The sequence below is a fragment of the Achromobacter xylosoxidans A8 genome, from assembly GCF_000165835.1.
GTDB lineage: Bacteria > Pseudomonadota > Gammaproteobacteria > Burkholderiales > Burkholderiaceae_B > Achromobacter > Achromobacter xylosoxidans_B.
In genome coordinates this window covers 6,344,948-6,369,537 of the sequence record NC_014640.1, presented here as the reverse complement: position 1 = coordinate 6,369,537, position 24,590 = coordinate 6,344,948, and the positions used below count along the sequence as shown (strand labels likewise).

At 66.0% G+C, this 24,590-nt stretch carries 23 protein-coding genes; 11 read left to right on the top strand and 12 right to left on the bottom strand.

Annotation, left to right across the window (positions count from 1 at the left end; genetic code table 11):
- The 7 genes from AXYL_RS29280 (at position 1) to AXYL_RS29250 (ending at position 9,699) form a co-directional block, all read left to right on the top strand.
- Entirely contained in the window at positions 1 to 1,101 is a 1,101-nt protein-coding gene (locus AXYL_RS29280) for an amino acid ABC transporter permease (RefSeq protein WP_013396507.1), read from the top strand.
- 60 nt (positions 1,102 to 1,161) lie between these two features.
- Entirely contained in the window at positions 1,162 to 1,902 is a 741-nt protein-coding gene (locus AXYL_RS29275) for an amino acid ABC transporter ATP-binding protein (RefSeq protein ID WP_013396506.1), read from the top strand.
- Between the two features lie 198 nt (positions 1,903 to 2,100).
- Positions 2,101 to 3,717, top strand: a complete 1,617-nt coding sequence (locus AXYL_RS29270) for an acyl-CoA carboxylase subunit beta (protein WP_013396505.1) — start codon at positions 2,101 to 2,103, stop codon at positions 3,715 to 3,717.
- Between the two features lie 12 nt (positions 3,718 to 3,729).
- Positions 3,730 to 4,899 (top strand): acyl-CoA dehydrogenase family protein, encoded by a 1,170-nt coding sequence (locus AXYL_RS29265; protein ID WP_013396504.1) that lies wholly within the window; start codon positions 3,730 to 3,732, stop codon positions 4,897 to 4,899.
- A 16-nt stretch (positions 4,900 to 4,915) separates the two neighbouring features.
- Positions 4,916 to 6,883: an acetyl/propionyl/methylcrotonyl-CoA carboxylase subunit alpha gene (locus AXYL_RS29260; protein ID WP_013396503.1), complete on the top strand. Its 1,968-nt coding sequence runs from the start codon at positions 4,916 to 4,918 to the stop codon at positions 6,881 to 6,883.
- The gene (locus tag AXYL_RS29255; protein ID WP_013396502.1) at positions 6,880 to 8,694 is read left to right on the top strand and encodes an acyclic terpene utilization AtuA family protein; all 1,815 of its coding nucleotides are present in this window, start codon (positions 6,880 to 6,882) and stop codon (positions 8,692 to 8,694) included. Before AXYL_RS29260 ends, AXYL_RS29255 begins: the two co-directional genes overlap by 4 nt.
- A gap of 30 nt (positions 8,695 to 8,724) precedes the next feature.
- Entirely contained in the window at positions 8,725 to 9,699 is a 975-nt protein-coding gene (locus AXYL_RS29250; protein ID WP_013396501.1) for a Bug family tripartite tricarboxylate transporter substrate binding protein, read from the top strand.
- Between the two features lie 20 nt (positions 9,700 to 9,719).
- On the opposite strand, the gene AXYL_RS29245 is transcribed toward AXYL_RS29250, so the two are convergent.
- Positions 9,720 to 10,568: a LysR family transcriptional regulator gene (locus AXYL_RS29245; RefSeq protein ID WP_013396500.1), complete on the bottom strand. Its 849-nt coding sequence runs from the start codon at positions 10,566 to 10,568 to the stop codon at positions 9,720 to 9,722.
- Between the two features lie 95 nt (positions 10,569 to 10,663).
- Between AXYL_RS29245 and AXYL_RS29240 the strand changes: the two genes are divergently transcribed.
- The 4 genes from AXYL_RS29240 (at position 10,664) to AXYL_RS29225 (ending at position 14,642) form a co-directional block, all read left to right on the top strand.
- A complete protein-coding gene (locus AXYL_RS29240) occupies positions 10,664 to 11,887 on the top strand; it encodes a CaiB/BaiF CoA transferase family protein (RefSeq protein WP_013396499.1) in 1,224 nt (407 codons plus the stop codon).
- 13 nt (positions 11,888 to 11,900) lie between these two features.
- Positions 11,901 to 12,755: an enoyl-CoA hydratase/isomerase family protein gene (locus tag AXYL_RS29235; protein ID WP_013396498.1), complete on the top strand. Its 855-nt coding sequence runs from the start codon at positions 11,901 to 11,903 to the stop codon at positions 12,753 to 12,755.
- 82 nt (positions 12,756 to 12,837) lie between these two features.
- Entirely contained in the window at positions 12,838 to 13,854 is a 1,017-nt protein-coding gene (locus tag AXYL_RS29230) for a Bug family tripartite tricarboxylate transporter substrate binding protein (RefSeq protein WP_013396497.1), read from the top strand.
- Between the two features lie 416 nt (positions 13,855 to 14,270).
- The gene (locus AXYL_RS29225; protein WP_041654407.1) at positions 14,271 to 14,642 is read left to right on the top strand and encodes a glyoxalase superfamily protein; all 372 of its coding nucleotides are present in this window, start codon (positions 14,271 to 14,273) and stop codon (positions 14,640 to 14,642) included.
- On the opposite strand, the gene AXYL_RS29220 is transcribed toward AXYL_RS29225, so the two are convergent.
- The 11 genes from AXYL_RS29220 to AXYL_RS29170 all read right to left on the bottom strand — a co-directional run bounded on the left by AXYL_RS29220 (position 14,639) and on the right by AXYL_RS29170 (position 24,587).
- Positions 14,639 to 15,331 carry an ABC transporter ATP-binding protein gene (locus tag AXYL_RS29220; RefSeq protein WP_013396495.1) on the bottom strand — a complete coding sequence of 231 codons (693 nt, stop codon included), beginning with the start codon at positions 15,329 to 15,331 and terminating at the stop codon, positions 14,639 to 14,641. The two genes, AXYL_RS29225 and AXYL_RS29220, sit on opposite strands and share 4 nt — an antisense overlap.
- Positions 15,331 to 16,083 carry an ABC transporter ATP-binding protein gene (locus AXYL_RS29215; RefSeq protein ID WP_013396494.1) on the bottom strand — a complete coding sequence of 251 codons (753 nt, stop codon included), beginning with the start codon at positions 16,081 to 16,083 and terminating at the stop codon, positions 15,331 to 15,333. Before AXYL_RS29215 ends, AXYL_RS29220 begins: the two co-directional genes overlap by 1 nt.
- The gene (locus AXYL_RS29210; RefSeq protein WP_013396493.1) at positions 16,076 to 17,044 is read right to left on the bottom strand and encodes a branched-chain amino acid ABC transporter permease; all 969 of its coding nucleotides are present in this window, start codon (positions 17,042 to 17,044) and stop codon (positions 16,076 to 16,078) included. Before AXYL_RS29210 ends, AXYL_RS29215 begins: the two co-directional genes overlap by 8 nt.
- Before the next feature lie 11 nt (positions 17,045 to 17,055).
- Complete coding sequence (locus tag AXYL_RS29205; RefSeq protein ID WP_013396492.1) at positions 17,056 to 17,970, bottom strand: branched-chain amino acid ABC transporter permease; 915 nt, start codon at positions 17,968 to 17,970, stop codon at positions 17,056 to 17,058.
- Positions 17,971 to 18,037: 67 nt separating this feature from the next.
- Positions 18,038 to 19,213, bottom strand: coding sequence for an ABC transporter substrate-binding protein (locus AXYL_RS29200; protein WP_013396491.1), 1,176 nt, complete (start codon positions 19,211 to 19,213; stop codon positions 18,038 to 18,040).
- Between the two features lie 29 nt (positions 19,214 to 19,242).
- The gene (locus AXYL_RS29195) at positions 19,243 to 20,454 is read right to left on the bottom strand and encodes a 3-hydroxybenzoate 6-monooxygenase (RefSeq protein WP_013396490.1); all 1,212 of its coding nucleotides are present in this window, start codon (positions 20,452 to 20,454) and stop codon (positions 19,243 to 19,245) included.
- An 18-nt stretch (positions 20,455 to 20,472) separates the two neighbouring features.
- Positions 20,473 to 21,825, bottom strand: coding sequence for an FAD-dependent oxidoreductase (locus AXYL_RS29190; protein WP_013396489.1), 1,353 nt, complete (start codon positions 21,823 to 21,825; stop codon positions 20,473 to 20,475).
- A 45-nt stretch (positions 21,826 to 21,870) separates the two neighbouring features.
- A complete protein-coding gene (locus AXYL_RS29185) occupies positions 21,871 to 22,860 on the bottom strand; it encodes a Bug family tripartite tricarboxylate transporter substrate binding protein (protein WP_013396488.1) in 990 nt (329 codons plus the stop codon).
- A complete protein-coding gene (locus tag AXYL_RS29180) occupies positions 22,853 to 23,236 on the bottom strand; it encodes a chorismate mutase (RefSeq protein WP_013396487.1) in 384 nt (127 codons plus the stop codon). Before AXYL_RS29180 ends, AXYL_RS29185 begins: the two co-directional genes overlap by 8 nt.
- Complete coding sequence (maiA, locus tag AXYL_RS29175; protein ID WP_013396486.1) at positions 23,233 to 23,871, bottom strand: maleylacetoacetate isomerase; 639 nt, start codon at positions 23,869 to 23,871, stop codon at positions 23,233 to 23,235. The genes AXYL_RS29180 and maiA overlap by 4 nt, the downstream gene beginning before the upstream one ends.
- A 17-nt stretch (positions 23,872 to 23,888) precedes the next feature.
- Positions 23,889 to 24,587: a fumarylacetoacetate hydrolase family protein gene (locus tag AXYL_RS29170; RefSeq protein ID WP_013396485.1), complete on the bottom strand. Its 699-nt coding sequence runs from the start codon at positions 24,585 to 24,587 to the stop codon at positions 23,889 to 23,891.
- Positions 24,588 to 24,590: the final 3 nt, after the last annotated feature.

Here is a 24,590-nt window from a genome sequence, read left to right as displayed (position 1 = left end):
ATGAGCAGCACTACGCATATCCCCGCCGAAGGGCTGCCGCCACCCAGCACCCATGTGGGTTTCTGGGCATGGCTCAAGTCGCGCCTGTTTTCGTCGCCGCTGAACATCCTCATCACGGTGTTGCTGGCCTGGTTCCTGCTGATGGCGGTGCCGGCGCTGGTGGAGTGGGCCTTCATCAAGGCGAACTTCTCCGCGACCAACGCGCAGGAGTGCCGCGCTTCCGGCGGCGCCTGCTGGGCGTTCATCATCGAGAAGCACCGGCTGATCCTGTTCGGCACCTATCCGTTCGACGAGCAATGGCGTCCGCTGATCGCAACCGTCATCCTGGTGGCGGTGATCGTCTGCAGCGGCATCCGCCGCTTCTGGAACTGGAAGCTTGCTGTCATCTGGACCGTGGGCCTGACGGCCGTGGCGCTCCTGATGTGGGGCGGCGTGTTCGGCCTGTCCTACGTGGAAAATGCACGCTGGGGCGGCCTGCCGCTGACGCTGATTTTGTCCACGTTCGGCATCGCCTTCGCCTTCCCCATCGGCGTGCTGCTGGCCTTGGGCCGGCGCTCCAAGATGCCGGCCATCAAGGCGCTGTGCGTCGTGTACATCGAGCTGATCCGCGGCGTGCCGCTGATCAGCCTGCTGTTCATGTCCTCGGTGATGCTGCCGCTGTTCCTGCCGGAAGGCTTCTCCATCGACAAGCTGCTGCGGGCGCAGATCGCGATCATCATGTTCGCGGCGGCGTACATCGCCGAAACCGTGCGCGGCGGCCTGCAGGCGATCCCCAAGGGCCAGTACGAGGGCGCGGATTCGCTGGGCCTGAACTACTGGCAGCAGATGCGCAAGATCATCCTGCCGCAGGCGCTGAAGATCGTCATTCCTCCGCTGGTCAGCATCTTCATCGCGCTGTTCAAGGACACCTCGCTGGTGGTGATCATCGGCATCTTCGACCTGACGCTGGCGGCCAAGGCGGCTTTGTCCGACGCGGCATGGCGCGGATTCGGGGTGGAGGCGTACCTGTTCATTTCGCTCATCTACTTCGTCTTCTGCTTCTCCATGTCCAAGTACAGCCAGGCGCTGGAAAAACGCCTGGCCACGGGACACGCACGCTAGAACTTTGCAGCGCGTCCGCCTCGGGCGGGCGCGCACCGCGATACTTACGGGAGTACGGGCATGTCTGATGCCATCATCAAATTGCAGGACGTGAACAAGTGGTACGGCCAGTTCCACGTGCTGCGCAATATCAACCTGGACGTCGCGCCGGGTGAACGCATCGTGGTGTGCGGGCCGTCGGGCTCGGGCAAGTCCACCATGATCCGCTGCATCAACCGCCTGGAAGAGCACCAGAAGGGCCACATCATCGTGGACGGCACGGAGCTCACCAACGACCTCAAGCACATCGAGACCATCCGCAAGGACGTCGGCATGGTGTTCCAGCACTTCAACCTGTTCCCGCACCTGACGGTGCTGGAGAACCTGACGCTGGGCCCCATGTGGGTGCTGAAGAAGCCGCGCGCCGAAGCCGAGGCCACGGCCATGAAGTACCTGGAGCGGGTGCGCATCCCGGACCAGGCCAAGAAATTTCCCGGCCAGTTGTCGGGCGGCCAGCAGCAGCGCGTGGCGATCGCGCGTTCGCTGTGCATGAGCCCCAAGATCATGCTGTTCGATGAGCCGACTTCCGCGCTGGACCCGGAAATGGTCAAGGAAGTGCTGGACGTGATGGTCACGCTGGCCCAGGAAAGCGGCATGACCATGATCTGCGTGACCCACGAAATGGGCTTCGCGCGCAAGGTCGCCAATCGCGTCATCTTCATGGACCGCGGCGAGATCATCGAGCAGAACAGCCCGGACGAGTTCTTCGACCATCCGCAGAACGAGCGGACCAAGCTGTTCCTGAGCCAGATCCTGCACTGACTGCCGCTTGATTTTCCGAGAACCCGCCACCGATGTGGCGGGTTTTTTTTGCGCCGTCGCGGGCGCCGATACTTAAATGATTCTAATGTGTCCGCGGACGAGTTCTTGATTGTGCGGGCGCGTCGGGTACCCCATCATAGGTTCACGCGTCGGGTTTGCCGGACGCTCCCCGGAACCCGACATAAGGCGCTCGCAACCATGGCCGATCTGGAATCCCGCCTCGACAGGCAATCTCCCGCCTATCAGCGCAACCGCGAACAGATGCTGGCGCTGCTTTCGGAGTTGGCGCAGCTGGAGCAGCGGGCGGCGGACCGGTCGGCCCAGGCGGCGCCCGCATTCCGCAAGCGCGGCAAGCTGCTGCCGCGGGAGCGCCTGGCGGCGTTGATCGACCCTGGCAGCCCGTTCCTGGAATTGATGAAGCTGGCCGGCTATTGCGGCATCGAGGATCCGGATCCCGCCACCAGCGTGCCCGGCGCCGCCATCATCGCGGGCGTGGGGGTAGTGTGCGGCGTGCGCTGCATGATCGTTATCAATGACGCCGGCATCAGCGCGGGCGCCATGCAGGCCATGACGGCCCAGAAGGTCATGCGCTGCCAGGAGATCGCGCTGGCCAATCGCCTGCCTTTCATCCAGCTGGTGGAGAGCGCGGGCGGGAATCTGAAAAAGTACCGGGCGGAACGCTTCGTCCATGGCGGCGGCATGTTCTACAACCTGGCGAAACTATCCGCGGCGGGAATCCCAGTGGTCTCCCTGGTGCATGGATCGTCCACCGCGGGCGGGGCGTATCTGCCGGGTCTTTCCGACTACGTCGTGATGGTGCGCAATCAGGCGCATGCCTTCCTTGCCGGTCCGGCCCTGTTGCAAGCCGCCACGGGAGAGATCGCGACCGAAGAGGAACTGGGCGGGGCGGCGATGCATGCGGCGGTATCGGGGCTTGCCGATTACGTTGCCGAAAACGACCGCGAGGCCATCCTGCAGGTGCGCGACATCGTGAGCGCCTTCGGTTGGGCCGAGCGAGAAAGCACGGAAGCCGGCGCGCCGCCGCTGCACGACATCCAGGATCTGCTGGGCATCATGCCAGCCGACTACCGGATGCCGGTGGACATGCGGGAGGTCATTGCGCGGCTGGTCGATGGATCCGAGTTCCACGAATTCAAGCGTGACTACGGCGTGGCCACGGTTTGCGGCTATGCGGCGCTGTGCGGCACGCCAATAGGCTTGCTCACCAACAATGGCCCTCTCGATACCGCAGGCTCGACCAAGGCCGCGCAGTTCATCCAGCTCTGTTCGCAACTGGGGCGGCCCATCGTGTTCCTGCAAAACATCACGGGCTTCGTGGTGGGCCGGGCGCACGAGGAGGCCGGGATGATCAAGCATGGCGCCAAGCTCATCCAGGCGCTGTCCAACGCTGACGTGCCGCGCCTGACCATCCTGTGCGGCGCGTCCTTCGGCGCCGGCAACTACGGCATGTGCGGCCGCGCGTTCAAGCCGGACTTCCTGTTTTCATGGCCGAACGCCAGGACCGCCGTGATGGGGGGCGAGCAGGCCGCCATGACCATGCGGCGCGTTGCGGAAAACAGCGCCAGGCGGGCGGGTACCGAACCAGATCACGCCGGCCTGGAGGCGGAAAGCCAGGAAATCGTGCGGACATTCGAGTTGCAGTCTTCCGCCGTGCATACCAGCAGCCTGCTGCTGGATGACGGCGTGATAGACCCGCGCACCACCCGGGAAGTGCTGGAAGTAGCGCTGGCCGCATGCACGCGGTCGGCAAAACGCGACCTTCATCCGATCCAGTTCGGCGTCGCAAGATTCTAACGAGGAGATTCCATGTTTACCCATGAGCACATCGCGCTGCAGGATGGCGTACGCCAGTTGATCGGGCGGGAGATCAATCCCTACCTGGATCAATGGGAGGAAGAGCAGATATTCCCTGCCCATGAGGTCTTCAAGAAGCTGGGCCGGGCGGGCTTTCTGGGAGTGAACAAGCCCACGGAGTTCGGCGGCATGGGGCTGGATTATTCCTATGAAATCGCGTTCTGCGAGGCTATCGGCTCGGTGCGTGCCGGCGGCGTGGGCATGGCCATCGCGGTGCAGACCGACATGGCCACGCCGGCCCTGGCGCGCTTCGGCAACGACGCCGTGCGTGAACAGTTCCTGCGGCCCTCCATCGCCGGGGATTACGTGGCCTGCCTGGGCGTATCCGAAACCGGGGCAGGGTCGGACGTGGCTTCGCTGAAGACGACCGCCCGCAAGGATGGCGACGACTACGTGATCAGTGGTTCCAAGATGTGGATAACCAATGCTACCCAGGCCGACTGGATGTGTTTGCTGGCCAACACCAGCGACGACAAGCCGCACCGCAACAAGTCGCTGATCTGTCTTCCGCTGAAGCAGGAAAACGGCAAGCCGGTGCCTGGCGTCACGATGAACAAGATCAAGAAAGTGGGCATGTGGTCCTCGGACACCGCGCAGGTTTTCTTCGATGAAGTGCGCGTGCCGCAGCGCTACCGCATCGGGGAGGAAGGCATGGGCTTTACCTACCAGATGCGCCAATTCCAGGAAGAGCGCCTCAGCGGCGCGACCCGGCGCGTCACGGCCCTGGGCGATGTGATCAACGACACCATCGACTACACGCGCCAGCGCCTGGTCTTCGGTAAACCGCTGCTGGACAACCAGGCGGTGCATTTCCGGCTGGCGGAGCTGAAGACGGAAGTCGAGATGCTGCGCGCCATGGTCTATCGCGCGGCCCGCGTGCATATGGACGGCGGCGACATGACGGAGCTGGCATCAATGGCCAAACTCAAGGCGGGGCGCCTGTGCCGCGAGGTCACGGATTCGTGCCTGCAGTACTGGGGAGGCATGGGCTTTACCTGGGAAAACGCAGTGTCGCGCGCCTGGCGCGACCTGCGCCTGATTTCCATCGGCGGCGGCGCTGACGAGATCATGCTCACCATCATCTGCAAGCACATGGGCATCTTGCCCGCACGCGCGGCGTGACGCCGCAAAGGTGGACATGATGAGATTCGATACCTTGCTGGTGGCCAACCGCGGCGAGATCGCGTTGCGAGTGATCCGCGCGGCGCGCGCCTTGGGCCTGCGCACGGTCGCGGTGTACTCGGATGCCGACGCGGAATCACGCCATGTGCGTGAAGCCGACATGGCGGTGCACATAGGCGCGGCGCCGGCTCAGGCGAGCTATCGCAATGTGGACGCCATTCTGCGCGCCTGCGCCGCCAGCGGCGCGCAGGCGGTGCATCCCGGTTACGGGTTTCTTTCAGAGAACGCCGACTTTGCCCGCGCGGTGACGCAAGCAGGGCTGACTTTCGTAGGGCCGTCGGCCGAGATGATCGCCTTGATGGGCAACAAGGCTCGCGCCAAGGAAGCGCTGCGGCACGCCGACGTGCCGACGGTGCCGGGTGCGCAAGGCATCGCGGATGACCGTGAACTGTCGGCGCGGGCGCGCGCCATAGGCTACCCGGTCTTGCTGAAGGCCGCGGCCGGCGGGGGCGGGCGCGGCATGCGCCTGGCGCAGGACGACACCGATCTGGCGCAAGCGCTGCCGCTGGCTCGCTCGGAAGCGCTGGGCGCCTTCGGCTCGGATGAACTGATCCTCGAAAAGGCGATTCAGGCGGCGCGCCACGTCGAGATCCAGGTGCTGTGCGATGAACACGGCAGCGTCGTGCATCTGGGCGAGCGCGACTGTTCGCTGCAACGGCGCTATCAGAAGCTGGTCGAGGAAAGCCCATCGCCCGCGGTGTCGCCGGCGCTGCGCGCACGCATGGGCGCCGTGGCGGTGCGTGCCTGCCAGGCGATCGGCTACGTCGGCGCAGGCACGCTGGAGTTCCTGCTGGACGAACAGGGCAATTTCTACTTCATGGAAATGAATACCCGGCTGCAGGTCGAGCACGGCGTGACCGAGCTGGTTACTGGCATCGATCTGGTGCAGTGGCAACTGAGGGTGGCGCAGGGCGAAATGCTGGATTTCCGGCAGGAGGATGTGCGCAGCCACGGCCATGCGATGGAGTTGAGGGTCTGCGCGGAGGATCCGGCCGCCGGCTTCATGCCGCAGGTCGGTTCGGTGCTCAGGTGGATCGAGCCCCCCGGCCTGCGCGTCGACACCGCGCTCGAGGACGGTCTGGAGGTCACGCCGTACTACGACTCCATGTTGGCCAAGTACCTGGTGTGGGGCGCAACGCGGGACGAGTGCATCGGTAAGCTGACGCGGGCCTGCGAAGCCGGGGGCTTGCTAGGGGTCCGTTCGAACCTGCATTTCCTGGCGCGGGCGATCAACCATCCGGATTTTCGCGACGGCGGCGTGGCGACGACCTTCGTGGGCGGCCAGGACATGGCGTCGGCGTATTGGCGGGCGGAGCCTTCGGCGCATGCGTTGGCCGCCGCGGCGCTCGCACTGGCGGATTGGCCCGCGGGAGGTGCCCGGCCGGGCCTGGCCGCGGCCGGTGACGTGGCCTTGGACGATACCTCGGACGGCAACTCGCGGTTGCTGCACATTGTGCAACAGGCGGATGGCGGCCTGTCGGTCCGGGCTTGGGAAGGGCATGTTGCCGAGGGCGAATGCAGAGAGATCAGGATTGACGCTTTGCATCGCCACGACGGCGAAATGGCGTTGGTCCTGGACGGCCTGCGGCGGAGCCTGCGGGTGGCCAAGGATGCGGCGGCCGCCGTGTGGGTGCAGGACGGCGCCAGCGTTTGGCGCTTCGTGCGCGCCACGCGCTTTGCCGACCGCGAGGGCCAGAGGGACGGGCACGTCCGGCTGTTGCGCGCGCCGATGAGCGGCAGGGTGATCAGTGTCGACGTCCGTGACGGAGACAGCGTGACGGCGCAGCAAACGGTACTGGTGCTGGAGTCCATGAAGATGGAAATGTCTATCGCGGCAGGCGGCGCGGGCGTGGTGGCAAAGCTTGCGGTCGCTGCCGGAGATCAGGTCAGTACTGGACAGGCATTGATGGAGGTGCAGCCATGAGCGCGAACGACAGCGAGAGCCGGACGCGGCGGCGCAAGGAGCCCGTGCATATCGGATGCGCATCGGGATTCTGGGGGGATTCCCAGATCGCGATTCCGCAGCTGCTGACGGCCGGCAAGCTGGATTACATCGTTTTCGATTATCTGGCGGAAACGACGATGTCGATCCTGCAACGGGCACGCATGCGCAGTCCAGAGCTGGGCTACGCCACCGACTTCGTCAGCGTACTGCGCCCGCATTTGCAGACCTTGCTGGCGCGCGGCGTGCGGCTGGTGTCGAATGCCGGCGGCTTGAACCCGCAGGCTTGCCGCGACGCCATCCTGGCTTTCGCCCGCGAACAGGGCCTGGCGCCGCGCATCGCCGTGGTCACTGGCGACGACGTGGCCGAGTTGCAGGCGGAGTTCACCGACGCCCAGGGCCGGCCCCTGCCTGGTCTGGACGGCTTCGGGCCGCTGTTGTCGGCCAATGCCTATCTCGGCGCCTATCCCATCGTTCAGGCGCTGGCGCAGGACGCCGATATCGTGATTACGGGGCGCGCGGTGGACAGCGCCAGCGTGCTCGGCATAGCGATACATGAGTTCGATTGGACCTACTCGGACTATGACCGCCTGGCACAGGCCAGCCTGGCCGGCCACCTGATCGAATGCGGTCCGCAGGCGACCGGCGGCCTCTTCACGGACTGGGAGTCGGTGCCGGATTGGGCGAACATAGGCTATCCGATCGTGGCGCTGGATTCGGGGGGCGGGTTCGACCTGACCAAGCCGCCGGCGACCGGAGGCCTGGTCAGCCGTGCCACGGTGGCCGAACAGCTGCTGTACGAGATCGGCGATCCCGCGGCGTACGAGCTTCCAGACGTGGTCTGCGACTTGCGGCAGGTGTCCATCCGCGAGACGGGACCGGACCGGGTGCGCGTGGAGGGCGCACGCGGACGCGCGCCGTCCACGCGCTACAAAATCACTGCCACCGGACACGCCGGCTATCAGATCGGCATCATGATGGCGATCCGGGGGCCGCGGGCGCGCGCAAAGGCCTTGCGCACCGCGGAGGAATTGCTGCGGCGCACGCGCAAACTGCTGGCGTTGCACGGCTTGCCCGATTACGCCTCCACCGTGGTTGAGCTGCTCGGGGCCGAGGCCATGTATGGCGGCAATGCGCGCGCGAGCGACAGCCGCGAGGTGATTCTGCGCATCGCTGCCGCGCACGCCGAACGCAAGGGTCTGGAGTTCCTGCAGAAGGAGTCTGCTTCGGCCGGAACGTCGATGGGGCCGGGCACGCGCAGCCACTTCGGCGGCCGTTCCGATATCCAGGCCATCATCAAGACGGGATCGTTCTATATCGCCAAGCAGTGCGTGCCGATCTGGCTTCATTGCGGCGACGTCAATGCCGAGGTCGCCGTGCCCGAGAACGGCGAGGACGGCCCATTCCCGCAGCCTGGCCTTTCCCACCCTGTACCCGCTGCCGTCGCAAGCCCGGAGGGCGTCTTGCGGGTGCCGTTGGCGAGGCTGGCCTACGCCCGCAGCGGCGACAAGGGGGACGATTCGAACATAGGCGTGATCGCGCGTTCCGAGACTTACTGGCCGGTGTTGTTGCGCGAGCTGACCCCCGAGCGGGTGCGCGAGTATTTCAGCCATCTGGTGCAGGGCGAGGTGCTGCGTTTCGAGCTGCCGGGAACGGGGGCAGTCAATTTCGTGCTGCGGCGCGCGCTGGGCGGTGGAGGTTCGTCCAGCCTGCGCTCGGACCCCTTGGGCAAGTCGTACGCCCAGATGCTGCTGGACCTGGAAATTCCTTGTCCCGGCGAAATCCTGCGATAGCGGGAGTGAAAGGATGGGAGGAGACTACAAATGGAACAGACCCGCAGGGCATTCATGCAATTGGCCGGGGCCGGCGCTTTGCTGGCGGTGTGCGGCGCGGGCCGCGCGCAACCGCTGGACAAGACCGTCCACATGACCGCGGCGTATGGCGCGGGCGGCGCGACCGACACCATCATCCGCTATGTGGCGGACCGGATCCGGGACAAGGTAGGGAGCCCGATCATCATCGAAAACCGCCCGGGCGCCGACGGCAATATTGCAGCCGAGTACGTGCTGCGGCAATCCGGCGACGGCTACAACCTGCTGGTGTCCGGACCGTCCACGCATGCGGCCAACGCCAGCATCTACAAGTCGCTGTCCTACGATCCGGAACGTGACTTCACTCCGCTCACGACGCTGGCGACCGCGCCGTACTTCCTGGTGGTCAATCCGCAGCGGGTGCGAGCCGAAACCCTGCAGGCGTTCGTCGCCGCCGCGCGCGACGCCCAATCGAGCCTGAGCTTCGCCAGCGCGAACGTGGGCGGACGCATCGCGGGCGAGCGCTTTCGCGCGATGTCCGGCATCAAGGCGGTGAACATTCCGTATCGCGCCAGCACGCAAGCCATGACGGATCTGTTGGGCGGCCAGTACGACTTTTATTTCTGTGATGCGGTGACCGCGTCGCCGCAGATGCGCGCCGGCAAGATCCGCGCCCTGGCGGTGTCCACCGCCGCGCGGGTGCCCGCCTTCTCGGATGTGCCGACCGTGGCGGAACTTGGCTACGCCGGCTTTGACGTGTCGTCGTGGATTGCGATCTGGGCTGCGGCCTCTACGCCGCCGGAGGTTGCCAGGCGGCTGGCGGAATGGATCAACGGGGCGCTCGACAATCCGGAGGGACGGCAGTTCCTCACGGACCGGGGTTTGTTGCCGCAGCCCGGCTCACCCGAGATCCTGCGCGCGATCCAGCGTCGCGACACGGTGGAATGGGGCAAGGTGATCGTGGCGGCGGGTATGCGGCAGCCATAGCGTATGCAGGCAAGCGGCGATCAGGGCGGGATGAAGAGTTCGCTGAGCTTGCGGGCGCCATCCGGGCAGTCGCCGGCGCGCATGTAGAGATGGTAGCTGGCGGAGGGCAGCACGGGCAGGCCAAGTTCTTCGCCGACGACCTTGAGGCCGGGCGTGAGCATTTCGATGGTGCGAGGCGTGATGCCCAGGCCGGCCCGCAAGGCGGCGCGCACGCCGGCCAGCGTGGGCGTCTGGAACGCGTTGCGCCAAGGGCGATTTTCCTGCTCAAGGCGATTCAGCGCCATGCGCCGGAAGACGCAGGGCGAGTCCACCAGCACCAGAGGCAAGGGGTGATTCTGTTGATGATGAAAATGTGTGCCGGATATCCACACCACAGGCGAGGTTCGGAACGTGATGCGGGGGAACTCGTCGAACTGTTCGAGTTCGAGCAGCAGGTCGATGTCGCCGCGCCGCAGCGCCGAAGCCAGCCAGCGGCTGCGATTGACCTGAATCTCGATACGCATGCCGGGATAGGTACGCGCACACAGCGCCAGATAATCGGGCAGGATGGTATCGACGGCATCCGCGCAGACGCCGATGCGGGTGGGGGCCGCGAAGACGCTTTGATTCATGGCGCGGCAGGTTTCGTCATTGAGCGCCAACATGCGGCGCGCGTACTCGCGCAGGCGCACGCCCTCTTCGGTGAGGCGCTTGTGCCGCCCTACCCGCACCAGCAATTTGCAGTCCAGCAGCCGCTCGAGCCGCTGCATCTGTTGCGAGACCGCGGCCTGGGTGCGGAAGACCTGATCGGCCGCGCCCGCGAAGTTCTCGCGGTCGGCCACCGCAAGAAAGGTCCTGAGCAAGCCTATGTCCAGATCGCGCACCACCATGAAGTTTCCTTGTGTGCCAGCGTACTCCGGCGATTATCCGGGCGTGCGGGTGCCGGGCACAAGTCCAACCTTTCCCCAAGTCCATGGAGATTGTCGTGAATTCCGTCATCGATCAGAACCCATTGCACAAAGTGTATGAAGGCCTGCGCGTGCTCGATCTGTCGCAGGGCATCGCGGGGCCTTATTGCGCGCAGATACTGGGCCAGATGGGCGCGCGAGTGACGAAGGTCGAGCCATTCCATGGCGACTGGGGGCGCAGCATGGGCGTGCCGCGCGCAGGCTTCAGCGCCATCGCGCTGGCTTTCAACCGCGGCAAGCGCAGTGTTGCCCTGGACGCGCAGACCGACGCTGGGCGGGATGTGCTGCACCGGCTGGCGGCGCGCGCCGACGTGGTGGTGCAGAGCTTCCGTCCCGGCGTGGCGGATCGCCTGGGCGTGGGCTACGCGACGCTGCGCGACATCAATCCGCGGCTGATCTACGCGTCGATCTCGGGCTTCGGCCTATCCGGTCCTTACGTCGATCGTCCCGGCACGGATTCCGTCGTACAGGCGCTCACGGGGCTGACCACCGCGAATTGCGACGGCGCGGGGCTGCCTCAACGGGTCAAGCCATTTGTCGGCGATCTGTCCTGCGGCGTCTATACCGCCAATGCGATCGGCGGCGCCCTGTTCGCGCGAGAGCGTGGGCAGGGGGGGACGCATATCGACGTCAGTCTGCTGGCGACCATGGCGGCATTGCAGAACAGTTCATTGATCGACCATGCCTTGCGTGGCGGGGAGCCGGTCACCAGCGTGACATATCCGCAAGGGATTTTCAGTACGGCAGACGGCTATGTGCTGGTGTTTGCGATGAACAACGCGATGTTCGCCGCGATTTGCCGGGTGATCGGGCGGGATGATTGGCTGAAGGACCCGCGCATGGACACGCCGCAGCACCGCATTCAGGTGGGGGACGAGATAAACGCCGGCGTGGCGCAGGCCTTGCGCCTGCGTTCTACCGCCCACTGGACGCAAAGCTTCCGCGAAAACGACATTCTGTATGGCGAGGTCAAGGACTACGACCAGTTCCAGGACGATGAACAGGTGCGCCATCTGGGCCTGGTCCAGACGCTTTGCCAGCCGGGACTGGGCGGCGTGCCATTTGTCGGCCTGCCGGGTGTGCGTCCGGGCGTTGGCGCGGCCGATGATCGCGTGCCGGCGGTGGGCGAGGATACGCACGCGGTGCTGCGGGAGCTGGAATACTCGGCCGCGGATATCGCGGCCCTGGCGCAGGACGGAATCATTCAACAGGCGGCGGCTCCGGCCGTCGCGACGTATTGAAGGAGCGGCAAACATGAATCTGGCGCAATCTGGCGTAGCGGCTGGCTCGCCGCTGTTGACCCGGCGGGACGGGGCCATTTTCCACATGGTTCTCAATCGGCCCGAGGCCCGCAATCCGCTGGGGGCCGAAATGGTCGAACGGCTGGAGGACGCGTTGAGTCAGGCCGAAGACGACTCGGCGGTCAGGGTCGTGGCGGTTAGCGCCGCAGGCCCGGCATTCAGTGCCGGGGGCAACCTGGGCAATATCGCGGATCGGATCGCGGCCAGCCCCGACGCTGATGGCCGGGACCCGATCGCCGCAGGCAATCGCCGTTACGGGCGTTTCCTGGAGCGGTTCGCGGGCAGTTCCAAAATCACCGTGGCCCTGGCGCAGGGAGCCGCCATGGGAGGCGGCGCCGGCCTGGTCTGCGCCGCCGACCTGGCGGTCGGCATGCGCGATGCGCGTTTCGGCTTTCCGGAAGTATCGATCGGCCTGGTGCCGGCGCAGATCCTGCCTTTCGTTGCAGCCCGCGTCGGCCTGCAGGCGGCCCGCAGGATGATGTTGACCGGGGACCGCATAGACGCCGATGCGGCGCGTTCGATCGGCTTGCTGGACTATGTGTTCGACGCCGGGCAGAGCTGGGACGAAGGCATCGCGCAGGTGCTGCGGCGTTGCGTGGACGCCGCTCCGCGCGCCGCCGGCCAGACCAAGCGCATGCTGCGGGGCCTGTTCGGCCAGCAGCGCTGGCACGAAGAGGAACTGGGCGCCTATCTGGACTCGGCGTCGCAGCACTTCGCCAGGCAATTGCGTACCGAGGCGGTCGAGGGCGTTGCGGCGGCAAAGGCCAGGCGGCGCCCGGACTGGGACGCGGTGCCGCCTGCCGGCTAGTGGGTGGTAGCGCCTTGTTACTTACTTGCCCGGCTGCGGTATGCTACGGACCGCGATCAATCCGAAGCGAGGAGAACAAATCATGACGCAGACCCCCCGCAGCGCTGTGCGCCGCGCCCTGTTGCAAGGCGCCGTGGCGCTGGCCGCCACCCTGCCTTTCGGCGCCCCGGCGCTGGCCCAGGCCACCGATTTCCCGACCAAGCCGCTGCGCTTCGTCGTGCCTTATCCGCCTGGCGGTCCGCTAGACACCATGGCCCGCATGCTGGCCGAGAAGGTGCGCGGTTCCCTGGGGCAACCGGTCATCGTGGAGAACCGTTCGGGCGCGGGCGGCAATATCGGCGCCGATCTGGTGGCCAAGGCGCCGGCCGACGGCTACACGCTGGTGATGGGCGCGGTCGCGACCCACGCCATCAATCCCTGGTTGTTCGCCAATCTGCCGTATGACCCGGTGAAGGATTTCGCGCCGGTGACCATCGTGGCTTCGGTGCCCAATGTGCTGGTGATGAACGTCGAGTTCGCCGAGAAGAACAAGATCGAGAAGCTGGCCGATTTGATCGACTACGCGAAGAAGAATCCGGGCAAGCTGAATTACGGTTCGGGCGGTAACGGCAGCGCGGGCCATCTGTCGGGCGAGCTGTTGAAGGCGCGCGCGGGGATCAATGTCGAGCACATTCCTTACCAGGGCGCGGCGCCTGCGCAATTGGCGCTGCTGTCGGGGCAGTCGGATTTCATGTTCGACAACCTGGCGGCTTCGGCTCCCTTGATCAAGGACGGCAAGGTGAAGGCGTTGGCCGTGACGACTGCCAAGCGTTCGTCGCTGCTGGCGGATGTGCCTACGGTGGAAGAGTCGGGGATCAAGGGTTTTGACCTGGGGACCTGGTTCGGGGTGTTCACGACGGGCGGCACGCCGGCGCCGGTGGTGGCTAAGCTGAACAAGGCTTATGCGGATGCGATGCAGCAGGCGGATGTGAAGCAGCGCTTGCTGACGATGGGGTCTGAGGCTGCGCCGATGACGCCTGAGGCGTTTGCTGAATTTGTGAAGGGCGAGAAGGCGAAGTATCAGGAGATTGTGAAGATCTCGGGTGCTAGTTTGAATTGAGTTTCCTTGTCTGTTTTGATGGGCGTCTTGAGTTGCTTGCAGTATTGAGTTCTTGAGACGCCCGTCGCGTCGGCGGCCCGCGGTGTGCGGGGCTGCGATTGCGGTCCGGAGCGTTCGCTCCGGACTTCCCCTTCGTCATCTTCGTCACCGCCTGCGGCGGTTCCTTCAGATTCCCTCGGGCTTATCGACGCCCCGCACACCGCGGGCCGCCGACGCGACGGGCTCTGGTGTTTGGATCATGACGTCCGCTGGGGCGGCCGGCGTGCTTAGGGTTCTTGCCGTCATTGTTTGGTGATGGCGGGTCTTGCGGGGCCCGCCCCAGGCCGGCCGCGCGGGCGGCCTTTTGGGGCTTACGCGATGTCTTGCGTCGTGATGTTGCTATGCTGATGGTCCTCCACCTATCGCCGAGGGCCGTCATGCATCTACAAGCCGCCATTCCCATCCTGCGCATTTTCTCCGTGGAGAAGGCGCGCGAGTTCTATCTGGATTTCCTGGGGTTCGAGTGGGATTGGGAGCATCGCTTCGAGCCGGGCATGCCGCTGTATGCGCAAGTGCATCGCGGTGACCTGACGCTGCACCTGAGCGAACACCACGGCGATGCCACGCCCGGGTCCGCGGTGTTCGTGCGGATGCGGGGCGTGGATGAGTTTCATGCCGAGGTGAACGCCAAGGGCTATGGCTATATGCGGCCCGGCGTGGAAGAGATGCCGTGGGGGCGGGTGATGGCGGTCATCGACCCGTTCGGGAATCGGTTGAGCTTCTGCGAATCGTCCGACCAGACGCCCTAGACGCCCAGGTAGCGCTGCGCCAGTTCCGGCTGCGCGGCGAGTTCCGCGGGGCTGCCTTGCCAGACGACGCGGCCTTTTTCGAGGACGTGGTGGCGGTCGACGAGCGTGGCCATTTCCTTCAGGTTCTTGTCTATCACCAGGATGGTCTGGCCTTCTTCCTTCAGGCGGCGCAGGCAGTTCCAGATTTCCTGACGGATGAGCGGCGCGAGGCCCTCGGTGGCTTCGTCCAGGATGAGCAGGCGCGGGTTGATGAGCAGGGCGCGGCCGACGGCCAGCATTTGCTGTTCGCCGCCGGACAGGGTGCGGGCGGATTGGGCGCGGCGTTCCTTCAGGCGGGGGAACAGGTCGAAGACACGGCCGACGTGCCAGCCGGCGCGGGTGTTGCGGGCGGTGGCGATCAGGTTTTCTTCCACCGACAGCGAGCCAAAGACGCGGCGGCCCTCGGGTACCAGGCCTATGCCCAATTGGGCGATGCGGTGCGGGGCGTGGCCTTCTATGGGCTGGCCGTCGAGCAGGATGCTGCCGCCCTGTGTGGCCAGCATGCCCATGATGGTTTTCACGGTAGTGGTCTTGCCCATGCCGTTGCGCCCGATCAGGGATACGACCTGCCGTGTGGCGATGTCCAGGTCCACACCGAACAGCACTTTGCTGGCGCCGTAGCCGCCCTGCAGTTGTTTGACTTGCAGCATCAGTCCTCCTCGCCCAGATAGGCGGCGCGTACGTCGGGGTGATGGCGCACCTCGTCGGGCGTGCCAGTGAAGATCGTTTTGCCGTAGACCAGCACGGTGATGCGGTCGGCCAGGGCGAAGACGGCGTCCATGTCGTGTTCGACCAGCAGGATGGCGTAGCGTCCTTTCAGCTCTTGCAGCAGCGCGGTCATGCGTTGCGATTCTTCGGCGCCCATGCCGGCCATGGGTTCGTCCAGCAACAGCAACGAGGCATCGAGCGATAGCGCCATCGCCAGTTCCAGCTGGCGCTTTTCGCCGTGCGCCAGTTCCGATACCCGCACGTTGGCGCGACCGCCCAGGCCGACGCGTTCCAGCGCCTCTCTGGCGGGCTGCCGCAGCTGGGGCTGGCGGCGGGCGTTTTTCCACAGATTGAAGCCGCCTGGGCTGTGCGCCTGCACTGCCATGGCGACATTGTCCTCGGCGGTGAAGGCGGGATAGAGCTGGCTGATCTGGAACGAGCGCGCCAGCCCGGCCGCGGGCCGCTTGTGGGCGGGCATGCGGGTGATGTCGTGGCCGTCCAGCAGGATGGCGCCCGCGTCGGGCAGGATTTCGCCGCTGATCTGCGACAGCAGCGTGGTCTTGCCCGCGCCGTTGGGGCCGATGAGCGCGTGCAGTTCGCCGGGGCGGACCTGCAGATTGACGCCCTGCGTCGCGCGTACGGCGCCGAAGGATTTCTGCAGCTCGCGGATTTCCAGCTTGGGGTGATCAGTCATGATGCTTGCCTCCCACCAGCCAGCCATAGACGCCGCGCTTGCCGAACAGCACCACCAGCACCAGCACGGGGCCCAGGATCAGCATCCAGTGTTCGGTCCAGGCGGTGGCGACCTGTTCCAGGCCCAGGTACACGGCCACGCCCAGCACAGGGCCGAAGATCGAGCCCATGCCGCCCAGGATCACCATGGCCATGAGTTCGCCGGACTTCTGCCAGGCCGACATATCGGGGCTGACGAAGAGGGCGTAGTTGGCCCACAGCGCACCCGCCAGGCCGGTACCCGCGGCCGACAGCACGAAGGCGGTGAGTCGGTAGCGCAGCGGCGCGAGGCCCAACCCGATGCTGCGCCGCGGGTTCTGCTTGATGCTCTGCAGCGCCATGCCGAAGGGCGAGTTGACGATGCGGCGGCATGCCAGCACCCAGGCTGTCATGAGCGCCAGGCAGACGTAGTAGAAAGTGGTGGGACTGTTCATGTCCAGGCCGGGCAGGGTATTGCGCGCGTCGATGGACAGGCCGTCGTCGCCGCCATAGACCATCAGGCCGACCAGGATGAAGTACAGCATCTGCCCGAAGGCCAGCGTGATCATGATGAACTGCACGCCCGAGGTGCGCAGCGACAGGAAGCCGACTACCAGGCCCGCCAGCGCGGCGCTGGCGACAGCCAGGGGCCACATCACCAGCGCGGCGTTGCTGCCGCTCCAGCCGAACAGCGTGTCGCCCTGGGCCAGGTGAAAGCCCGCGATGCCTATGACGTAGCCGCCCAGTCCGAAGAAGGCCGCATGGCCGAAGCTGACCATGGCGCCGTAGCCCAGGATCAGGTCCAGGCTGATGGCGGCGATGGCGTAGATGAGGAAGCGGGTCATCAGGTTGATCAGGAAGCTCTCGCCCGTGGCCGAGGCGATGGCCGGCACCAGGACGAACAGCAGCAGCCCGATCGTGTTGACGATGATTTTTCTGGTCATGGATATCGTTCCTATCGCTGCGCCGGCACCAGGCCGCGCGGCTTGAACAGCAGCACGATGGCCATCAGGATGTAGATGCTGGCCGAGACCAGGCTGGAACTTGCCGAATCCGACAGCTCGGGCGGCAGCAGCCGCGACATCCAGAACGGAATGTAGGCGCGGCCCAGCGCATCGGTCATGCCTATCATCAGCGAACCGACCAGCGCGCCGCGCACCGATCCCACGCCGCCCACCACGATGACCACGAAGGTGGTGATGAGGATGCGTTCGCCCATGCCGATTTCAACCGCCAGCAGCGGCGCCGCCATCACGCCCGCAAAGCCGCAGAGCAGGGCGCCCAGCGTGAAGATCAAGGTGAACAGACGCTGGATGTTCACGCCCAGCGCGTCGACCATTTCGCCGTCGTCGGCGCCGGCGCGCACCAGCATGCCGACGCGCGTGCGGGAGATCAGCAGCCACAGCCCCAACGCCACCAGCACGCCGGCGCCGATGAAGGCCAGCCGCATCAGGGGATAGTTCAGGCCTGGCAGGATCTCCACGGAACCCGACAGGAACGGCGGGATGTCCATGAAGGGCGGGCTGCGGCCGAACAGCACCGTGACCATCTCATTCGTGAACAATGTCAGGCCCAGCGTGGCCAGCACCTGGTCCAGGTGGTCGCGGCGGTACAGGTGGCGGATCACCAGCAGTTCCACCACCAGGCCATAAAGCGCCGCGCCAGCCAACGCCGCCAGCAACGCGGCAGCGAAGGACCCGGTAGCGGCGGCCGCGCTGGCGGCGCAGAACGCGCCGACCATGTAGAACGAGCCGTGCGTCAGGTTGATGACGTTCATGATGCCGAACACCAGCGTCAGGCCGGCCGACAACAGGAACAGCAAAGCGCTGTACTGCAGGCCGTTGAGGACCTGCTCCAGGAACATCAGCATGGGGACTCCTTGTGGAGTGAGCCGGCAGCCGGCGGACTGCGCGCAATCCGCCCGGCGCGGCGCGGACTTACATCTTGCAGTCGACGGCGTGCACGTCGGTGTGGTCGCGGGCGATGACCTTCAGGTTCTTGTAGACCAGCTTGCCGTCGGGGCCGGCTTCGATGTGCAGCAGGTACCAGTCCTGGATCGGGTGCTGGTTGGGGCCGAACTTGAACTTGCCGCGCACGCTGGGGAAGTCGGCGCGGCGCAGCGCGTTGCGGAAGTCGTCGGCGCGGCCAGTGATGTCGCCATTCACGGCTTTCAGCGCCGAGCCGATCAGGTTGGCGGTGTCGTAGGCCTGCGCCGCATAGGCGGTGGGCGCGCGGTTATAGGCTTTGGTGAAGGCGTCGACGAAGTGCTTGCTTTGCGGATTGTCCAGGTCCGCGCTCCACAGCGAGCTCAGGTAGAAGCCTTTGCCTGCGTTGCCGGTCGCGGCCAGCATGCGGTCATCCATCGAATAGATGGGCGTGATCATGCGGATCTTGTCGGCCAGGCCTGAGTTGGCGAATTGCTTGGTCAGATTGATGCCGGCGCCGCCCGGATGGAACTGGAAGATGGCGTCGGGATTGAGCGAGCGGATGCGCGCCAGCTCCACCGAAAAGTCGGCCTGCTCCAGCTTGGTGTAGATCTCGTCGGCGATCTCGCCCTTGTAGGTGCGCTTGAAGCCGGCGACGGCATCGCGTCCGGCCTGGTAGTTGGGCGCCATGATGACGACGCGCTTGGCGCCCAGCTCATTGGCCGCCAGGCCAGCGGTGTCGGCGTAGGAGTCGTTCTGGAACGCCACCGAGAAGTAGTTCGGGTTGCAGGCCTTGCCGGCGTAGTTGGAGGGGCCTGCGTTCAGGCTGACGTAGAAGGCGCCTGCGTTCAGCACGGTCGGGCCGACGGCCGCCATGACGTTGGAGAAGTTGATGCCGGTGAACAGCCGCACGCCGCCCTGCACCATCTTGTCGGCGATCTGCTTGGCGTTGGCGGGTTTGAGCGCGTCGTCCTCCACGCGCACATTGACTGGCACGCCGCCCAGCTTGCCGCCGCCTTCCTTTACGGCCAGCATGAAGGCGTCGCGCTCGTCTTCGCCGATGTAGCCGGCGGGCGTGGACAGGGTGCCGATGAAGCCGATGTCCACCGGCTTCTGCTGCGCGCCGGCTGCGAACGCGGTCAGCGCAAGCACGAGGGCGGCGCTGCCGCGGATTGCGGTTTTTCTCATGGTTGTCTCCTTGGGTGCCTGCATTTTTTCTATTGAGAGGATTGCCCCGCGAGGCAGTTTTCCACCTTCCAGCCGTACAGCCACTGCAACGCGTCGTAGAACTGGGACTGGCTGCGGCCGGTCCACAGCATGTTGCGCACGGTGCGTTCGACGCCCCGCGCGTGATACAGCCTGCCCATCTCCCGCGTGGACCACACTACGCGCGCGCTGCGCGGGATGCGGACGGATTCGTACAGGCGGAATGCGGCCTCCAGGTCGTGCCCGCAATGCTTCACGGCCTCGCCCAGCGTCACCGCGTCTTCCAGCGCCATGCAGGCGCCCTGGGCCATGTACTGCGTCATGGGATGCGCGGCGTCACCCAGGATGGTGACCCGGCCCTGACCCCAGTGCTCCACGGGCTCGCGGTCGGCGGTGGCCCAGCGCTTCCAGGACGTGGGGCGGTCCAGCATCTGGTGCGGACGCGGGTGGATGCCCTGGAAGTAGGACAGCACCTCTTCCTTGCTGCCCTCGCGCACGCCCCATTCTTCCTGTTCGCGGCTATGGAAGGTCACCACCAGGTTGTATTGCTGGCCGCCGCGCAAGGGGTAGTGCACCAGATGGCAGTGCGGGCCGGCCCACAGCACGGGGGCGTTGATGCGCAGTTCCTCGGGCATGTTCTCGCGTTCGACCACGGCGCGGTAGACCACGTGGCCGGTCACGCGCGCGGGGTCGCCCACCATGCGTTCGCGGATCACGGATTTCACACCGTCCGCGCCCACCACCGCGTCGGCGCGGTAGCGGTTGCCCTGCGTGTCGACCACTTCCACGCCCTTGTCGTCCTGCGACATGGAGGCGATCTGGGTAGAGGTGCGAAAGCTGATCAGCGGATTCTGCTGCACGGCCTCCAGGATGGACAGGTGGATGTCGGCGCGATGGATCACGGCATAGGGGCCGCCGAAGCGCTCGCGGAAAGCCTCGCCGGTATCGATGCGCACCACCTCCTTGGCGTCCACCGCGTCCATCATGATGATGTGGTCGGTGAACACGGAGCGGCTGCGCGCGGTCTGGCCCACGCCCAGGGCGTCCAATGCCGCGAAGGCATTGGGGCCGAGCTGGATGCCGGCGCCGATCTCGCCTATGTGGGCAGCCTGTTCCAGCAGCTGCACCGCGATGCCTTGCCGGGTCAGCGCAAGTGCGGCGGCCAGGCCGCCTATGCCGCCTCCCACCACGATCACCGATTTTCCTGTCTGCGTTGCGTTCATGTGTGGCCTCCGCGCCATTCAGTCCTGGCCGCCCAGGAACACGCCTTGCTTCACCAGTTGCGCCTGCAAGGCGGGGATAGGCACGTCGCCCGGCGCGATGCCGGCGCGCAGCGCCATCGCGGCCGCCGTGCCCGCCGCCTCGCCCATGACGAAGCAGCTGCCGCTGACGCGCGCGGCCGACTGGCCTTCATGCGTCATGGAAGCGCAGCGTCCGGCCACCAGCACGTTGCCGGCCACGCCCGGAGCGCGCTTCGGCACCATCATGCGGAATGGCAGCTGGTTGTAGCCGCGCGATTCAGGGATCGGCGGCCAGAGCCATTGCACGTCGCCGGCCGTGTGCATTTCCAGTGGCCAGCCGTTGACGCCGATGCTATCCGGAAAGTCGGCACAGCCCAGCACGTCGTCCTTGCTGAGGACGGCCTCGCCCACAATGCGACGGGTTTCGCGGATGCCCAGCTGCGGCGCGATATCCAGCACGTAGGCGTGCTCGAAGCCCGGCACCTTGGCGCGCAGGAAGGCCAGGTACTGCACGATCTGTCGGCGGCCTTCGAGTTCGCCGGCGGACAGGGAATTGGCGTCGGTGCCGTCGGCCGCGCTGCCGTCGGCGTTGGCCAGCTGGGTCACGTTGACCCGCCATTCGTAGTCGTGCTTTTGCGGGCGCACGATGGCGCCGCGGCGCGGGAAGGTGAATTCGCCGCTGGCCGCGGCCTGGTCCATCAGCTGCGGGATGGTCTTCCAGGCTTCCTGGGCGCGGGCGCCGTCGACGTTGCCGACCTTGAACATCAGCGTGGGATAGAGCATGCCGCCGTGCTCGTCGCCCTTCTCGAAGGGCAGGCCGCCCCACTGCGCGATGTCGGCGTCGCCCGAGCAATCGATGAAGATCCGGGCGCGCACCGCGCAGCGGCCGGATTTGGTTTCCAGGAACAGCGCGTCGACGCTGCCGCCCGCGCCGCTTGCGACGCCGGTAGCCAGGGCATGGAACAGTACCTGGGCGCCGCTGGCCTGGACCAGTCCGTCGGCGGCGCACTTGAAAGCCGAGATGTCGTAGGCCTGGGCGTGGATCTTGCCCAGGATCAGATGCGGATCGTTCAGCCCGTCCAGGGCGCGCATGCGGTCCAGCAATTCGTCCGTCATGCCGTGGACGACTTGCCGGATGTTGCCGCGGATGTTCGCGTGCAAGCCGCAGAAGTTGGATACGCCGGCCGCCGTGCCCATCCCTCCCAGGAAGCCGTAGCGTTCCACCAGCAATACGCTGGCGCCGTTGCGCGCGGCGCTGGCGGCGGCCAACAGGCCGGCGGGGCCGCCGCCGAGCACGACGACGTCATACTCGCCATAGAGCGGGACCTGGCGGGCGGGTTCGGTGATGAGCATCCGATGTTCTCCTTGCTTGGATTGCGCCGCGAGGCGGGCTGTGGGTTACTGGCCCTTGATGCCCAGCTTCTTGATCAGCGGCTCCCAGCGCTTGAGCTCGTCGTCCATGTAGGCGCGGAACTCGGCGGGCGTGGTGGCGGCGGGATCCATGAACTGCGCTTGCAGGCGCTTGGTGACCTCGGGGTCGCGGATGGCCTGGATCAGCGCATCGGACAGCTTCTTCTGGATGTCGGCCGGGACCTTGGACGAGATCACGAAGCCGATCCACGCCGAGCCTTCGATGCCTTGCACGCCGACTTCGGCCAGCGTCGGGATCTCGGGCAGCAACGCGGAGCGCTTGGACGAGGTGACGGCCAGCGCCTTCAGGCGTCCGTCCTTGACCATGGGCATGACGGCGATGGGCGGCAGCGCGGCGAACTGCGTGTCGCCGGACAGCAGCGAGGTCAGGGCGGCGGGCGACGAGGGATAGGGCACGTGGGTGGCGCGCGCGCCGGTCTGCTGCAGCATCAGTTCCACGGCCAGGTGCGACACCGTGCCGGCGCCGGTGGACGGGAAGTTGTACTTGTCCGAGTTCTTCTTCAGCGCGTCCAGCAATTGGCCGATGTTGGCTATGCCGGCGGAAGCGGGCACGACCAGCACGTTGGGCTGGTGCACGGCCAGCGTCAGCGGCGACAGGTCGGTCGCGGGCGCATAGGGCAGCTTGTCGAACAGCAACGTGTTGTTGACCAGCGGGCCGGTGATGGACACGCCGAAGGTGTAGCCGTCGGGCTTGGCATTGGCGATGGCATAGGTGCCGATATTGCCGCTGGCGCCCGGCTTGTTCTCGATGACGATGGTCTGGCCCAGGATGGCGCCGGCCTTTTCGCCGACGATGCGCGCCACCTGGTCGGGGCTGGAGCCAGGGCCGAAGGGCACGATGGCCTTGAGCGGCTGGGCCGGCCAGGCCTGGGCTTGCGCGGCTGCGAGCGGCGTCAGAGCGGCCAGTCCCAGGATCAGTGCATGGACAGCGATACGGCGCGCGCAGGGCTTATGCATGGGTGTCTCCGACATCCTTCATGGTGTTGAAGTAGTTTTGTTCGTTGGCGATGAAGGCCGCGACCATGGCGCGGTAGGTGGCGTCCACCACCTGGTCCAGGTTGGCGAAGCCCTGGTTGTGGCGCTCGGCCAGCAGCCGCGATTTTTCGAAGACCTGCGCCTGGCGGGCGGGGGCGCTCACCTGGAAGGCGTCGCGCTTGAAGCGCGCGGCGTCCTTTACGTACATGGCGCGTTCGGCGATCAGGCGCACGATCTCGTCGTCCAGCCGGTCGATGTTGGCGCGCACGTCCGCCAGGTTGGCGCATAGGGGGCGGTAGGACGGATCGGTGTATTCGCGCAGCGGCGCGCCCTGGGTGTCGGGTTCCTGGTGGCTCACTTGGCGTAGTCCGGTTGCTGGGTGGGAGCGGCCTGCTGGAAGGCGGGCTGCGCATTGCAGTGTTCGTACACGCGGAGTGCGCGTGGGTAGGCAGACAGATCGCAGCCCATGCGCTGGGCATTCGCCACCTGCGGCACCAGGCAGCAGTCCGCCAGCGTGGGCGCGTCGCCGTAGCAGTAGGCGCCGTGGCCGTGGCGCACCAACAGCGCTTCCACGGCCGTCATGCCTTCGCGTATCCAGTGGTGGTACCAGGCGTTCTTCTGTTCCTCGCTGGCGCCCAGCACGTCCTGCAGATAGCGCAGGATGCGCATGTTGTTGACTGGATGGATATCGCAGGAAATGGCGTCGGACAGCTCCAGCACGCGGGCGCGCTCCAGCGTGCCGGCCGGGATCAGGCGCGGTTCCGGATGGGTGGCGTCCAGGTAGTCGATGATGGCCAGCGACTGCGACAGTTGGGTGTCGCCGTCGATCAGCAGGGGCACGCCCGCGGAAGGGTTCTTCGCCACATAGTCCGGGGCGCGCTGTTCCTGCTTGCGCAGGTTCACGGGCAGGTACTCGTAGGGCAGGCCCTTGAGCGCCAGCGCGATGCGCACGCGGTAGGAGGTGGAGCTGTTGAAAAAGCTGTGCAGTTGCATGCGGTTTCCTGGCAGGTTCACACCATCTGCACGCTGAGCGTGCCCAGGCCGTCCACGCCGCCGACCATCTTGTCGCCGCGCACCACCGGACCCACGCCTTCGGGCGTGCCGGTGTAGATCAGGTCGCCGGCTTCCAGGCGGAAGTACTTGGACAGGTAGGCGACGGTCTCGGCGACGGACCAGATCAGCTTGCCGATGTCGCTACGCTGCTTGTCGGTGCCATTGACCTGCAACCAGATGGCGGCCTGGTCGATGCCATTGACCGTAGCGGCGGGATACAAGGGTCCGATGGGGGCGCTCAGGTCAAAGGCCTTGCCCAGTTCCCAGGGCCTGCCGGCTTCGCGCATCTTCATCTGCAGGTCGCGACGGGTCATGTCCAGGCCCACGGCATAGCCCCATACGTGTTGCAGCGCTTGTTCAACGGGGATGTTGGCGCCGCCCTTGCCGATGGCGGCGACCAGTTCGATCTCATAGTGCAGATTGGCGGTCTCGGAAGGATAGGGCAGCGACAGCGTGCTGCCTTCGGCCACCGGCACCACGGCATCGGCCGGCTTGCAGAAGAAGAACGGCGGTTCGCGGTCCGGGTCGAAGCCCATTTCGCGGGCGTGGGCGGCATAGTTGCGGCCGACGCAATAGACGCGGCGCACGGGGAAGCTGTCCTGGCTGCCAGCGACAGGCACGGCGACGGGGGCGGCGGGATCGAAGACGAAAGACATGGG